The sequence below is a fragment of the Ensifer sp. 1H6 genome (assembly GCF_001976035.1).
In the GTDB taxonomy this organism is placed as follows: domain Bacteria; phylum Pseudomonadota; class Alphaproteobacteria; order Rhizobiales; family Rhizobiaceae; genus Ensifer; species Ensifer canadensis.
Genome location: NZ_MOAI01000007.1, coordinates 202641 through 217116 on the forward strand (window position 1 = coordinate 202641; position 14476 = coordinate 217116).

Below are 14476 nucleotides of genomic sequence, written 5' to 3' on the forward strand. Positions count from 1 at the left end.
TCCAAGTGGTGTGATGCTGGCTTGTGCGCCGCACCATTGCGCTACACCGGTATCACCTCTGTACAAATGCGTCCGATTCCGGAAACCAATCATTCATCATAAACCGATTGGTAACGCTATGCCGATACTGTCTCAGGAACGGTCGTTCCCGGAGGCGGCGTCCGGACAACACCCATGACATGAGAATGAAGAGCAGCGTAGTGTCCCAATCAGGTTTTCTTGATCTCGCGAAACGCCCGTTCGGCGCCTTTTCAAAGATGGTAGGACGGATCGTCCTTGCGGGCGCCGTCGCATCGGTTGCCTTCGCAGCACCCGCTTTGGCCAACCCGAAGTATTCGGGCATCGTCGTCGACGCGAAAACCGGCAAGGTTCTCTACGGCGAAGATGCCGACGAGTTGCGCTACCCCGCTTCGCTGACCAAGATGATGACGCTTTATCTGGCGTTCGAGGCGCTCGAAGCCGGTCGGATCAGCAAGTCAACGCCTGTTCCCTTCTCCAAGAACGCTTCCGCCGAACCGCCTTCGAAGCTCGGCGTGCGCGCGGGGCAATCGATCACGGTCGAGCAGGCGATCCTGTCGCTCGTCACCCGTTCCGCCAATGACGCCTCGACGGCGCTTGGCGAACTGCTGGGTGGCTCGGAGCAGCGTTTTGCCCGCATGATGACCAACAAGGCGCGTGCGCTCGGCATGACCCGCACCACCTATCGCAACGCCAACGGCCTGCCGAATACCGAACAGCGCACCACGGCCCGCGATCAGGCACGCCTCGGCCTCGCGCTTCGCCAGCATTTTCCACAGTATTACGATTACTTCTCCACGCGCAGCTTCCGCTTCGGCAAGCAGACGATCGGCAACCACAATCGCCTGCTTGGCAATGTGCGTGGCGTCGATGGCATCAAGACAGGCTACACCCGTGCCTCAGGCTTCAACCTGGTGACCTCTGCTCAACTCGAGGGTCGCAGCATCGTCGCCGTCGTCATGGGCGGCACCTCTGGCGCCAGCCGTGACGCCCAGATGCGTCGCCTGGTGGCAAAGTACATGCCGGCGGCATCGCGCCGCGGCGGTGGCAACCTGATCGCTGAAACCGCACCGACGCCGGTTGCGCCTGTCGCCGAAGAGCCTATCGCTGTCGCGCAGGTCGCGGAAACGCCGGTCTCCAGCCCGGTCGCAGCTGCCGCTGGCCTCGACCTGCCGAACACCGGACCGGTTCCGTCCGTGCGCTACAGTGGCGAAAATACCAACAGCGTGCAGATGGCCTATGCCGGCACCAAGCGCGCATCGGACAACCCGGTCCTGTCGCCGAAGATCGTCCCCAATACGCTTGACGCCCAGAGCATCAAGCTGTCGCGTCAGCCGGTTGCCGCAGGCATGGTCGACGGTCAGATCACCAACTCCGTTCCCAAGCGCGAGCCGGTCGCAGCCGAAGCCGAGCCGCAGGCTGTACCGCAGCCCCAGGGTTGGGTCATCCAGATCGGTGCGACGCCGGACAAGGAACAGGCCATGACCCTGCTCGGCAACGCCAAGGACAAGGGTGGCAAGGCGCTCAGCAAGGCAACGCCCTTTACGGTCGCCTTCAGCAATGGCGGTGCTCAGCTCTACCGCGCTCGTTTTGGCGGGTTCGACGACCAGAATGCAGCGGTAAACGCATGCAAGACGTTGAAGAAGAAAGGCATTTCCTGCTGGGCTGCCCAGCAGTAGACGGCATTTAGTTTCGGTGGCCGATCTGTTAGTCCGACCACCCTCCTCGGTTTTGTAAAGCGTACGAGGTTAGTTATGGCAATGAACGAGAATGTTCCGGGTGTCACTCCCTTGCCCGGGCGACGGGCGAAACCGTCGCGCATCAATCTGCATCCGCTGCATGAGGCAGCGATGCGCATTGCCGATCTCGGTCTGAACCGCCCGAAGGCGAAGACCAAGGATCTGGTAGGCATGCTCTTGACCCATGGTGCACGCGCCTGGCGCTCGACACAGCCACGCGCCGGCATCCATCTTCACGTGACGGCACCCGGTCGTCGCCACCCGCTGAAGATGCGCATCCTTTGAATAGACTGAGATTGAAAGGCGGCTTCGGCCGCCTTTTTCGTCTGGCCACAGCGCCGCGCGTCTTATTAGACGCGCAAAGGTCGCTGCAGCGCTTTGAATTGCTGCATGTTTTTATCCTTAAATCGAATAGGATTTAAGGAAACATGCAGTTGAGCGCTCCGTCCTAAACGGAGCCATTGAAGCGTTCTATTTCTTTGGTTCTTCGCGTTTCCTGGCGGAAAACCGCTTCGCACTCTTCCTGGAAAGGCTCTTAGAGCAGACCGAGTTCGGCAAGCTCGCGCCGGAGCTCGAGAGGCATTTCGGCCCCATCGCCCGAAAGCGACGCCAGATCTCGAGGCGCTTCGTTAGCCTTGAGATAGCGCCAGCCCTGGAAGGCCCGACGCGGCTGCAGCTCCGTTTCAACGACTTCGGGTCCGAGCAGCAGATTGCAGCGACCGATCCCCTCACCGTCCGTAAAGGTTTCGATACCGATCAGCGGTTGGCGCGCCTGAACCTGACCCTTGATGACCCAATAGAGCGAGCCGCCTTCCAGCAGCTCGTCCATGCGTTTCGGCACCATTCGGGTGGTGTGGTATGAATGCGGTTCAAGGCCGGCGGCAATCGCAGCCAGGGCCTTGCGCGAAACCCATTCGCGCAGATCATCGATCGATTCCGCTCCGACGCAGAGCTTTATGAGATGCAGAGACATGGCTGTTTTTGAACACCCGTCCGGCCGTCACGGTCAAGCGAATTGCGCAGCGTCATCCACAATCGTTCGTGCGCCGCTCAACATTCGACGACATTGACCGCCAGGCCGCCGGTGGACGTTTCCTTGTATTTCTCGTTCATGTCGACGCCGGTCTGGCGCATGGTTTCGATGCAGGCATCGAGCGGCACGAAATGCTGACCATCGCCCTTGAGCGCCAGCGACGCTGCAGTAACGGCCTTGACGGCGCCGAGTGCGTTTCGTTCGATGCAAGGCACCTGTACCAGGCCGGCGACCGGATCGCAGGTCATGCCGAGATGATGTTCGAGCGCGATCTCGGCGGCGTTTTCGATCTGCTCCGGAGAACCGCCCATGACAGCAGCAAGGCCCGCTGCCGCCATGGCCGAGGCCGAACCGACCTCGCCCTGACAGCCGACTTCGGCGCCTGAAATGGAGGCGTTGTGTTTGATGATACCGCCGATGGCAGCTGCCGTCAGCAGATAGTCGCGAACGCCGTCCTGATCGGCATCGTCGTGGAAATGCATGTAATAGCGGATGGTCGCCGGAACGACGCCGGCGGCACCGTTCGTCGGCGACGTCACAACGCGGCCGCCGGCGGCGTTTTCTTCGTTCACCGCCATGGCGTAGACGCTCAACCAGTCGTTGGCGAGCAGCGGGTTGATCTTGTTGGAGCGCCACTCTTCCTGCAGCTTGTCGTGAATGGAGCGGGCGCGCCGGCGCACCTTGAGACCACCGGGCATGATGCCGTCCTGGCTAAGGCCGCGGTCGATGCAGCTGCTCATTGCGCCCCAGATGCGGTCGAGCCCCTCATTCAGTTCCTGCGGCGACATGGTGGTTTCTTCGTTTGCCCGCTTCATCTGCGCGATGGTCATGCCGGAGCGGGCGGCCATGTCGAGCATTTCCTGGGCAGTGCTGAAGGGGAACGGGACCTTGACGCCAGCAGGCTTGTTCTTGGAAGCGCGCATCGCTTCGAGTTCCGTATCGGTCACGACGAAACCGCCACCGATCGAATAGTAGATGCGCTTGAGCAGAAGGCGGCCGTCCTTGTCGAAGGCCGAAAAGGACATGCCGTTGGCGTGGCCTGGCAAGGGCACCTTCTTGTCGAAGATCAGATCGGTCTTCGGCTGAAATTCGTAAGATGGATGGCCCGGCGGCGTTATGCGCCCGGTGCGCTCGACGTCGTCGATCAGTGCATCCATGCGGTCGGGGTCGACGCGATCGGGACGCTCGCCGGCAAGCCCGAGCACAACCGCCCTGCCCGAACCATGGCCGATGCCGGTGTGGGCAAGCGAGCCGTGCAGGCTGACCTTGATGGCGGCGACGGAGGCATGCGACGGACGCGGCCATTCGTCGGACAGGATGAGTTCGAGAAAGCGATTGGCGGCCGACATCGGGCCCATCGTATGCGAACTCGAAGGACCAATGCCGATCTTGAAGACGTCGAAGACGGAAAGAAACATGAATTGCCTGCCCGGAGCCTGAACATATGCCGCCGGCCCATCGCCGGATGCGGTCATATGCATGATTGCACAGTCGATACAAACTCGATCCCTCCTCAGGACCGAAGCAATACCGTCACCCTTAGATATAGGATCAAACTCTAAGCCATCCTATCCCTGTCGATCAGGCGATCAACCGACATAAGTTCCCGTTGGTGCGACATTGCGCCGACGATTCGGTCCGCAGCCGCCCGAACCCGCGATACGACTGCCCGGAATCAAAACAGCGCGGCTTCCGGGAAGCCGCGCTGTCAATCAGAGGACTTTTGGGTATCAAAGGCCGCCGAAAAGATAAGCAAGAACAAGAACGCCAGCGAAACCGGCTACGGCGCGAGCAGTCACGCCCCAGCAAGACTTCTGTATTGTATTGTCCATGATGTCTCCGAAAAACTCTCAACGGCTGCGGGCCACACATCAAGGGCCCGTGCATGGCGCAATCCATACTGAAGAAAGTGTAAAGACGCAACGGTGAAATATGGCGAAAAGGTGACAGGGGCGCATCCGCACTCCGGTCAACACAGCAAACGTTGGGGTTCGCGCATTTTTGCGGGAAGAAATTCCGCCGCAATTTCATCACACTAGTTGATGCAGCGCCGATTCTCCACAGGCGCGCCCACCTTGCAATTTCCAAAAGCCATGCCAAAAACACGTGTATGACCTTCGAAGATTACATAGCACTTACCGTGTTCATCCTGCTGTGGGCCGGCTTCAGCTGGGCAACAGACGGTACCCGTGGCTTCAAACGCATCAGTCTCACGCGGCTGATGAACGAGCATCGTGGCCGGTGGATTCGCAATTCGCTCAACCGAGACCTGAAAATGATCGACACCCAGATCATCGCCGGGCTGCAGGCGGGCACCGCCTTCTTCGCTTCGACAACAATCTTTGCGCTCGGCGGCTGCTTCGCTCTCTTGGGCGCGACCGAGCAGGTGCAGATGATCTTCGCCGACATGCCCTATGTCTTCCACGGGGGCCGAACGGCCTTCGAGCTGAAGGTCGCCGGGCTCACCTGCCTCTTCGGCTATTCCTTCTTCAAGTTCGGCTGGTCCTATCGCCTGTTCAACTACTGCTCGATCCTCATGGGCGGCATACCGATGACGGCGGACATGATACGCGACCGGCACGCCGCCGAGATCGCGGCCGAACGCGCGGTGCGCATGAACGTGCTCGCCGCAAAGCACTTCAATGCCGGTCTCAGGGCGATCTTCCTGTCGATCGGCTATCTCGGCTGGTTCATCAGCCCCTACGCCTTCGTCGGCCTGACAATCTTCGTCATTTTCGTTCTGACCCGCCGGCAGTTCTTCTCGGAGGCGCGCGCGGCCCTGTTGGAAGACGCCGCCCGCTAACTGCTCGCGCCACGCGTCTCGGATATCTCAGGACGGGAATCCAGCCGTATATTCCATTTCCAAGCAATCAAAGCCGGTCTGGCGCAAGCCTGACCTGCCAATCTCATTGGCGCCAACAGGATGGCGAACACCATGTCCGATAGCAACATGACCTCAACCGCTGAACCGCAACCAACGACGAGCGCCCATCGCCGGCTCGTCTTTATCGATGTGCTGCGCGGCCTGGCACTGGTGGCCATGGCGCTTTACCATTTCGTCTGGGATCTGGAATTCTTTGGCTATGTCGCGGCTGGGACCGCCGGTACCGGCGGGTGGAAGATTTTTGCGCGCCTGATCGCCAGCAGCTTCCTGTTTCTGGCGGGCTACAGCCTCGTGCTCGGGCAACGGCCGAGGATACGTTTCGATGCCTTCATGCGTCGTTTTGCCAAGATTGCCGGCGCGGCCGCGGTTATCAGCATTGCGACCTGGTTCGCCTTCCCCAACACCTTCATATTTTTCGGGATCCTCCATTCGATTGCCGCGGCGAGCCTCGTCGGCCTTCTCTTCCTGCCGCTTCCGGCAATCGTTTCGTTCGTGGCTGCAGCCGCCGCCTTTGCCGCTCCGCTCTATCTCCGCTCTGCGATCTTCGACGCACCCTATCTCTGGTGGGTCGGCCTTTCCGAAACGATTCCGCGCTCGAACGACTACGTGCCGCTGCTGCCGTGGCTCGCACCGTTCCTCCTCGGTCTCGGCACCGCAAAGCTTGTGCATGCACGCCTGATGGCATGGCTTGCCAAGCGCCCGGTGAACGACGGAAAGAGACGGCTGTGGACGAAAGCGCTGATCTTCGGGGGGCGTCACAGTCTGGCCATATACCTCCTCCACCAGCCGCTGCTCATCGGATTGGTCTATCTCTTCTCACTGGTCTCGCCGCCGACACTGCCGGATCCCAAGCAGGCCTACCGCACCAACTGCGTCGAGGCCTGCGGCCGTGGCAATCCGGCCGTGCCTTGTGACGCCTTTTGCGGATGTACGCTCGACCGTCTGGTGGAACAGAACCTGTTCGACGACCTGAACAGGGGAAAGATCAACGTGAACACGGATGAACGCATTGCGCGAATCGCCGGCCAGTGCACAATGGACGTGCAATCAGGGGACTAGGACATGAATGCCTATCGTGCCAAGCCGCTGAGTTTCCCATGGCCGGCCCTGCTCTACGGGACCGCCACCCTCGCAGCCTTGCTGCTTGCACGATATTCGCCCATCCCGGTGGTTCATGGCCACGGCTGGGTGCCTTGGATTTCGGGCGCCATCCTTGTCGCGACAGCAATCTGGCTCGATCTCTGGGCCGTCAAGACGCTGCTGGATCGCCACACCGCCGTACTTCCGCAGCGGTGCGCCACGTGCCTTGTCACCTACGGACCGTTCCGCTTCACGCGCAATCCGATCTATCTCGGCTACACGCTGATGATGATCGGCTTTGGCCTGATCACACTCAATCCTTGGTTCTTCATCATGGCGATTGCGGCGGTGATGTTGACCACGATCTTCGCCATTCGCAACGAGGAGCGGCATCTGCTTTCGCGCTTCGGCTTCGAGTTCGAGCGCTACTGCCGGCATACGAGCCGCTGGATCTGATCGGCTGCTTATAGACAATAAAAAAGGCGGCCAAAGCCACCTTTTTTAATCTTCATGCGCTGAATGGTACCCAATCAGGTGCCGACGCCGATCTCGGCGAGACGCGTCAGACATGCCTCCTCGACATTGTCTAGTTCGGTGAGCGTGTCCTCGATATCCTTGCGCTTCTGCCGGAGCTCTTCGCGCTTCGCCTCGACGCGGCTCATCAACAACTGCAGCTGACCAAGTTCGCCGGGCGGGTCCTTATAGACCTGAATGATCTCGCGGATCTCGGCGATCGTGAAACCGATGCGCCGACCCCGGAGAATCTCCTGTATCAACCGGCGATCCGCGGGGCGGAACATGCGGGTCCGTCCGCGACGCTCCGGATGAATGAGGCCCTCGTCCTCATAGAACCTCAGCGTTCGGGTCGAAATGCCGAATTCCCGCGTCAATTCGGTAATGCTATAGTACTTATTCACGCTGCCATTCCATGATTTCTTGACCATCACTATCGTTGACCTTGACGTAAAAGTCAAACAACCGGCAACGTCACGTGACGTGAAACCACCAGGTGGCGATACCGAGAAAACTGGAGAAGCCGGTGATATCGGTAATAGCCGTCACGAAGACGGCGGAGGAGACCGCCGGATCGGCGCCAAAGCGTTCCAAAAGGAGCGGAACCATGATGCCGGCAAGGGCCGCGGCCATCATGTTGATGAGCATCGCCGTGGCGATAATGCCGCCGATATTCGGATCCTGGAACCAGAGGCCGGCCAGAAGGCCGATCAGCGTGCCGAAGATCATGCCGTTCAAGAGACCCACCCCCGCTTCGCGCCGGATGATTCGTGGCGCGTTGTGAATGTCGAGGCCGCGGGTCGCAAGCGCGCGCACCGTCACGGTCATCGTCTGCGAGCCGGCATTGCCACCCATGCCCGCGACGATCGGCATGAGGATGGCAAGCGCCACGATCTGCTGGATCGTCGCATCGAAAAGGCCGATGACAGAGGCGGAGATACAGGCCGTCATCGAATTGATGAACAGCCACGGGACGCGTGAGCGGGAAGCGTCGGCGACCGAGTCCGACAACTCCTCATCGCCGACGCCGCTCAGACGCAGCAAGTCTTCCTCCGCCTCCTCCTGGATGACGTCGACGACATCGTCGATGGTCAAAACCCCGACGAGCCGGCCGTTGTCGTCCACCACAGCAGCCGAAAGAAGGTCGTATTGCTCGAAGAGCTGCGCCGCCTCTTCCTGATCCATCTCCGCTGGAATGGCATGGCTGGTATCGCGCATGATGGCGTCGACCTTGATCGAGCGCTTGGAGCGCAGAACCTTGTCTAGATCAACGGCACCCAGGAGCTTGAAGGTCGGATCGATGACGAAGATCTGCGTGAAACTTTCCGGAAGGTCCGCGTCCTCGCGCATATAGTCGATCGTCTGGCCGATGGTCCAGAACGGTGGCACCGCGACGAACTCCGTCTGCATGCGCCGGCCGGCTGTGCTCTCGGGATAATCAAGCGAACGACGCAAGCGAACGCGCTCGGTAAAGGGCAGCTTCGCCAGGATCTCGTCCTGGTCCTCTTGATCGAGATCCTCGAGAATGTAGACGGCATCATCCGAATCCATCTCGCCAAGCGCCTCGGCGATCTGCTCGTTGGGCAGATGCTCGACGATGTCGAGGCGAATGGCCTCGTCGACTTCGGTCAGCGACGAAAGATCGAAGTCCTTGCCAAGCAGCGAGACGAGCGCCAGGCGCTGTTCCGGCTGGATCGCCTCGAGCAGGTCGCCCATTTCGGACGAGTGCAGGCCGGCGACGTGTTGGCGGAGATAGATCGTGTCGCGGTCGGCAATCGCCGCGCCGACATGCATCAGGAAGTCGGAGCGCACCGAACCGTCTTCGGCATAGATGTCCGCCCCATCATAGGCGGGGATTTCTTCGGAATCGCGGTCGTCGTCGCCGGTATTGCTCATGAGCGCGCCCTCGAAACGATTGCCAACTTTCCAGCCCGCCAAGCGCGGTTCTGGAAAGGGTACATCACTGCCGGTTTTGCCGCCCAGATCTTCCTCTCAGAATTGGGCCTTACAGCCCTGCTAGCGCAAAGCCTTGCCGAGGTCCACATCGCAGACGCGGACGTCGCCACTGCGGCAACAGATTTATTCAAGCTGTTGCAAAGACATGGGAAACGCTCGTGCGCACGCGCAGTCGACATCGACGGGGCGATCGGATAGCACTATGCGGCCGCAGCCGAGGAGCTTCAGATGGCGATCCACCCCATCCTTCGTTTTCCAGATTCGTTGCTGAGCCGGGAAGCAAAGACCGTCGAAGAGTTCGACGCCGCCTTGCGTGCGCTTGCGGACGACCTCCTCGACACGATGCGCGCGGCACCGGGGATCGGTATCACCGCGCCGCACATAGGCATCCTGCAGCGATTGACAGTGATCGAACTCGACCGCGAAAGTGGTGTGCGTATCTTCGTCAATCCCGAGATCGTCTCGCACTCGACCAACATGGTCAAACATGCCGAAGGCAGCGTTTCGATGCCGGGAATTTCCGAAGACGTCGAGCGCCCCGGGATGGTGCGCGTTCGGTACCAGACACTCGACGGTACGCCTGTCGAGGAAGACGCTGACGGCCTGATGGCGGTCTGTCTCCAGCACGAGATCGACCAGCTCGACGGCATTTTCTGGATCCAGCGCCTGTCGCGACTGAAGCGGGAGCGCGCCGTCAAGAAGTTCGAGAAACCACAAGCGAGTTGGCGCGAAACTGACCTGGCGAGCGCCGTCCACCGAGGAGATCGAGCAGACTGCAGTATATCAATCGAACCCGAGCTTTTCGTCCCAGGACCAAATGTCTAGTGTCAAACACAGGTTTTCAATCAAGGATCAGCCTATGAGACCGACGCATGTCGCAATCCTCGCCCTTCTCGCTCTGGCGGGATGCAACACCGCCCCCCCCAACCTCGAGCCGTTACCGGGCAGCCTCACCTACGGCGAGACAGGTCCAATGCGAAAGACGCAGGCGGCGCCGGGTACGATGATTCAGAACCGCTTCTTGCACCAGGGCACCATGGTCTACGAAACCTACGAAGTTCAACCCGATCACAGCTACAAGCTCGTGCGTCGCAGTGTCGCCGACACCTGGTCGAACTGAACATCACGTTTCATGCTGAAATGACATATGAAGCCGGGCCGCCAATTCGTTGGCGTTCCGGCTTCTCTTATCCCTGGCCAATGACCGGGCGATTTGCCTCAAGACGGAACATTGTTGTTCTATGCCCGTTGTTTACGATGACAACAACGGAGGTCATCCGATGAGCAAATATCTGGATGAGCGAGGCGATCCTATCTCAGCAACACATGATCCCGACCGGGAGGACTTTACGGCGCGCGAAAGCCGTCAGGGTCCGCTGGGTGTGCGTGTTCTGGCAATCCTCGGTGCTGGCCTGTTTCTGGCGCTGCTTGTGTGGGGAGGCACCGAAATCTGGAGCGAAAACAGCGATAGCGAACGGACCACGGCAGTCGACCAGATCCAACCGCAACCATCACCGGAGCACACCGGCAGCATCGACAACAAGCAGGGCCGGATACCGGCACCGACGAATACCGCGCCGACCGCAGGTTCAAGCACCGGCGACGAAACACAACAAGTTTCGCCCGACGGCACGGTTAAATGACAGCAGCTGCCGGTTCGGGCTTTCGCCGAGTAACGAAGGTGCCGCAAAGAGCGCCTATCCTCGAAAGAGAAGCTCGAAGACCGGTTGAAGCGCGATAGGCGAAAGCTTGGGGAAGCTGGACAATGAACAATCCAGCTTTCGAGGAGCGGAGCGCGCGCCAAGCATCTCCGCCGGTCACCCCTTGCGCGGATCGCAAAGCGCAAGCGTAACCGCGACTTCCGTTATTCCCCCCTCGCAATTCCCTCCCTCGCACTTTTCGGGTTACCAGCGAAGTCGGATGTTCTGGCGGGCGCAGTCGGCTGACACTGCAGGGTGAGACGCGCAGCAGAATACGCCGCGCCTTTATTGTCGCCCGATCCAAACCACGAGTTGCCAAAAGCAACTGAATATTAGAAGTTTATTAACGCGCGACCAAAAGGTTTCTGCGGCCTGACGAGATTGCAGGGCATGACGACTGCCTCTTCCCCCGAGCCTGCCCATCACAGCAACGCCAACATATGCCGGGGCTGCTGGGATCAGATGCGCGTACCTATCCCGATCCGCGGCCCGCTTGCCCTTCCCTTCCGCGCATTCGGCATCACCCGAAGCAAGATGAATCCAAACATCTGCACGATCTGCGAACGCTCCTTCCGTTACGTCAAGAAGCAACGCCACATAACCACCCGCGCTACCATCCTGTTTGCAGATATGCGGGGGTTCACGCATCTGTCGGAGCGGATCGAAGCGCTTGAGCTGAGCGAAATTGTCAGCCTTTTCCAGGATCGCTGCGCGCAGGCGGTTTGGGCGCATGACGGCATCGTCAACAAGCAGATGGGCGACGGCCTGATGGCGATCTTCAACTTCCCGATCGAGATAAAGGATCATGCTCGTGCTGCGATCAAGGCGGCGATGGATATACAGCGACATCACGCAGCCCTGGACGGCTCGAACCTGGTCCTCGAAGGCACCCTTGGTCATACGCTCGGCGTTGGTGTCGGCATCCATACCGGCGATGTCGAGATTGGCGAATTCTCAAGCTTCCGCAGCGATTTCACCGCAATCGGCGGCACCGTCAATCAGGCTGCAAGGCTCGAATCCCAGGCCGGTGCCGGCGAGATCCTGGTATCAGCGGAGACGGCCGCCCAAGCGCCGGACTTCATCGATGGCTCCGAGACCCGTCTGCTTTCGCTGAAGGGCATCGAGCACCCGGTGCAGGCGAACGTACTCAAGACAAGGTGACTATAGACGGTCGGCTAAGCCGTTTCTCACTGTTGGCGCAACCAGCCAATTTTCTGCCGAATCGCTGCCGCAAGCTCCGGCGGCCGCTCGCCGTCGATCAAGCCTTCCACATCTTCACCCAAATGCGCCTTGCCTGTCGAAGGGAGCGCTCCATCTGACCTTCCGCACCGGTACCGATCTCGCGTTGCGCCAGACGCACCAGCAAGCGGTTCGCGATCAGCCGGACGACGGTGATCAGAGCACCTCCGTCTAAGGCGACCGGTGCGCAGCCGGCATTGCTGGCTGCGTTGGCAGAGGCTTCCATGAGCAGTGCATATCTCGAAACCTAACGCTCAGGATAGCAATCTATTGCTGGCAAGTGCGTCAAAATTGTCGATGGTGTATTTCGGTAGCTCTGAAGGAAACCCTTAGTGGATGAAGGAAACCCTTAGTGGATAACAATTTACGCCGCGTCGTGCTCATCGTCGCCTTATTGAACCTAGGCTACTTCGGGGTTGAATTCTTCGTTGCGCTTGCCATCGGCTCCGTTTCCCTCTTGGCCGATAGTGTCGACTTTCTCGAAGACACGTCGTGAACATCCTGATCTTCTTTGCGCTCACCTGGACAGCGCGGAGCCGTGCACGTGTCGGTATGGCGATGGCATTCATTCTTCTGGTCCCCGCGCTGGCCTTCTTATGGACGGCTTGGGCGAAGTTCATGGATCCAATCCCGCCTGAGCCCTTTGCACTATCCCTGACTGGCTTTGGCGCTCTCCTGATCAACCTGTTCTGTGCATACCTTCTCGCCGCGTACCGCCATGGAAGCGGCAGCCTCACGCGGGCGGCATTCCTGTCTGCCCGCAATGACGCCTTTGCCAATGTCGCCATCATCGGCGCGGGCCTGGCGACGGCTTACCTGTGGCAGTCGGCTTGGCCGGATTTAATTGTTGGGCTGGGGATCGCACTGATGAACCTGGATGCAGCGCGGGAAGTCTGGGAAGCTGCGCGCGAGGAACACGACGCCGTGGCGTAATTCGTACGAATTGAAGCCGGAAACTCGCGCTTGGTGCAATGGAACGAACAGATGTCCCACGCATGGTCCCGACGTGGGACACCGTTGCGCTAAGTATAGGGATAAAAACAAAAAAACCTGCCGAAGCAGGTTTTCTTTGGTGCGGTCGAGATGTTTCGATTTGAAGCCGCGCATTATATATTTCAACCAGTTACCCAACATTTTTCCAACATTGTAGTGCAAACTGTGGTGCATTTCCAAGTGCCGCGTTTTTGCCCACATGATATTCGCATAGGCGTTCAGCTGGTTCCTACAGCGCGCAGCAATGACAACCAAAATGGGCAAGTTGGACTGAATCTGAAAGCTCTGCTAATGGGTCCGAAGAAGTGCGATAGCCCTTGGAGGATCAATGTCGAAGGCTAAGGAACTTGAGACGATCGAGCAGCTTCTATTTGAGGCACCGCTGTATGCGGAATTTACACTTAACGACGACCTGAAGCTTTTGAGCGGCCTCGCAGGGAGGACAGAAACCAATTACAAATTCGACGCTCACTGCCCCTACTGCAGAAAAACAACGACGTGGGTACTCGATAATACATTCGGACTGTCAGGCGTTTCGTGGCAATACGTAAAAACACGCAAGCAGTTCGAAGACGCTTCGGTCACATGCTCCAGGGACCATGCCCATAAAGTTCATTTTTTCTTTCAACTTTACGACATGCGTATTCAGAAGGTCGGGCAACTTCCTTCCCTCGCGGACATCTCTAACAGCGAGGTCGCGGACTTTCGCAAGCATATGACTAAAGAAGACGCTTCGGAATTTTACAAAGCGGTAGGCTTGGCCGCGCACGGTGTCGGCGTCGGCTCGTTTGTCTATCTTCGACGCGTTTTCGAACGCCTCGTTTACGGCCGGTTCACGCAGTTTAAGGATGAGGAGGAATGGAGCGAAGAGGACTTCCAAAAGCTGAGAATGGCCGAGAAGATCGATTTCCTCAAAGGACACCTTCCCAAATTCCTGGTCGAACACGCGAAAATTTACAGCATTCTGAGCGTTGGGGTTCATGAATTAAGCGAGGAACACTGCTTGCAATTCTTCGACATCCTAAAGCAGTCGATTGTAATTATACTGCAAGAGGATGATGCTAAGCGGAGCGAACTTGAAATGAAGAAGAAGTTTTCTTTAGCGATTAATACCTTCGTCGGGTAGTCGTAACGTTTCTTTTTTAATTGGCACATCGCAAGCAATCCCTTGGAGGCGGACCACCTCAATTTGGTCATTCCAACGAGACGCCGAAAAGCTGGGCACTCAGTCGTCCAGCATTTCACCTTCTTTGGGCCTATCGCCTACTTGCTGGCACGCCTGCAAACATGGCGCCCCATGCCGGAGCAAGGTAGGTACCTA

Annotated in this window: 14 protein-coding genes and 2 pseudogenes; 11 read left to right on the forward strand and 5 right to left on the reverse strand. The window is 58.9% G+C overall.

The features are described from left to right. Positions 1-179: 179 nt before the first annotated feature. Together BKP54_RS11020 and BKP54_RS11025 are read left to right on the forward strand one after the other, a co-directional pair. Positions 180-1697 (forward strand): D-alanyl-D-alanine carboxypeptidase, encoded by a 1518-nt coding sequence (locus BKP54_RS11020; protein ID WP_057205111.1) that lies wholly within the window; start codon positions 180-182, stop codon positions 1695-1697. A gap of 75 nt (positions 1698-1772) precedes the next feature. Next, positions 1773-2042 (forward strand): hypothetical protein, encoded by a 270-nt coding sequence (locus BKP54_RS11025; protein ID WP_025426716.1) that lies wholly within the window; start codon positions 1773-1775, stop codon positions 2040-2042. Positions 2043-2292: 250 nt separating this feature from the next. Here the strand turns inward: BKP54_RS11025 and BKP54_RS11030 are convergent, their stop codons facing one another. Next, positions 2293-2730, reverse strand: a complete 438-nt coding sequence (locus BKP54_RS11030) for a DUF1489 family protein (RefSeq protein ID WP_025426715.1) — start codon at positions 2728-2730, stop codon at positions 2293-2295. Positions 2731-2807: 77 nt separating this feature from the next. Beyond that, a complete protein-coding gene (locus BKP54_RS11035; protein WP_084814460.1) occupies positions 2808-4208 on the reverse strand; it encodes an L-serine ammonia-lyase in 1401 nt (466 codons plus the stop codon). 692 nt (positions 4209-4900) lie between these two features. Between BKP54_RS11035 and BKP54_RS11040 the strand changes: the two genes are divergently transcribed. The 3 genes from BKP54_RS11040 to BKP54_RS11050 all read left to right on the forward strand — a co-directional run bounded on the left by BKP54_RS11040 (position 4901) and on the right by BKP54_RS11050 (position 7210). Continuing rightward, positions 4901-5593, forward strand: coding sequence for a DUF599 domain-containing protein (locus BKP54_RS11040; protein ID WP_025426713.1), 693 nt, complete (start codon positions 4901-4903; stop codon positions 5591-5593). A 132-nt stretch (positions 5594-5725) separates the two neighbouring features. Continuing rightward, complete coding sequence (locus BKP54_RS11045) at positions 5726-6733, forward strand: DUF1624 domain-containing protein (RefSeq protein ID WP_057205114.1); 1008 nt, start codon at positions 5726-5728, stop codon at positions 6731-6733. 3 nt (positions 6734-6736) lie between these two features. After that, positions 6737-7210 (forward strand): isoprenylcysteine carboxylmethyltransferase family protein, encoded by a 474-nt coding sequence (locus BKP54_RS11050; protein WP_025426711.1) that lies wholly within the window; start codon positions 6737-6739, stop codon positions 7208-7210. Positions 7211-7284: 74 nt separating this feature from the next. On the opposite strand, the gene BKP54_RS11055 is transcribed toward BKP54_RS11050, so the two are convergent. Together BKP54_RS11055 and mgtE are read right to left on the reverse strand one after the other, a co-directional pair. Beyond that, positions 7285-7671, reverse strand: coding sequence for a MerR family DNA-binding transcriptional regulator (locus BKP54_RS11055; protein ID WP_025426710.1), 387 nt, complete (start codon positions 7669-7671; stop codon positions 7285-7287). Between the two features lie 70 nt (positions 7672-7741). Then, a complete protein-coding gene (gene mgtE, locus BKP54_RS11060; protein WP_025426709.1) occupies positions 7742-9163 on the reverse strand; it encodes a magnesium transporter in 1422 nt (473 codons plus the stop codon). Positions 9164-9451: 288 nt separating this feature from the next. Here mgtE and BKP54_RS11065 point away from each other — a divergent pair. The 4 genes and pseudogenes from BKP54_RS11065 to BKP54_RS11080 all read left to right on the forward strand — a co-directional run. Beyond that, positions 9452-9934, forward strand: a pseudogene (locus tag BKP54_RS11065) (peptide deformylase); the annotation flags it as partial. A gap of 148 nt (positions 9935-10082) precedes the next feature. Next, entirely contained in the window at positions 10083-10343 is a 261-nt protein-coding gene (locus BKP54_RS11070) for a hypothetical protein (protein WP_025426707.1), read from the forward strand. 160 nt (positions 10344-10503) lie between these two features. Continuing rightward, positions 10504-10866: a hypothetical protein gene (locus BKP54_RS11075; RefSeq protein ID WP_025426706.1), complete on the forward strand. Its 363-nt coding sequence runs from the start codon at positions 10504-10506 to the stop codon at positions 10864-10866. Positions 10867-11313: 447 nt separating this feature from the next. Then, positions 11314-12084, forward strand: coding sequence for an adenylate/guanylate cyclase domain-containing protein (locus BKP54_RS11080; RefSeq protein WP_025426705.1), 771 nt, complete (start codon positions 11314-11316; stop codon positions 12082-12084). Between the two features lie 97 nt (positions 12085-12181). On the opposite strand, the gene BKP54_RS11085 is transcribed toward BKP54_RS11080, so the two are convergent. Continuing rightward, complete coding sequence (locus BKP54_RS11085) at positions 12182-12388, reverse strand: hypothetical protein (protein WP_025426704.1); 207 nt, start codon at positions 12386-12388, stop codon at positions 12182-12184. A gap of 126 nt (positions 12389-12514) precedes the next feature. Here BKP54_RS11085 and BKP54_RS11090 point away from each other — a divergent pair. Together BKP54_RS11090 and BKP54_RS11095 are read left to right on the forward strand one after the other, a co-directional pair. Next, positions 12515-13095: pseudogene (locus BKP54_RS11090) on the forward strand (cation diffusion facilitator family transporter). A 388-nt stretch (positions 13096-13483) separates the two neighbouring features. After that, positions 13484-14281, forward strand: a complete 798-nt coding sequence (locus BKP54_RS11095; protein WP_084814409.1) for a hypothetical protein — start codon at positions 13484-13486, stop codon at positions 14279-14281. The last annotated feature ends 195 nt before the right edge of the window (positions 14282-14476 follow it).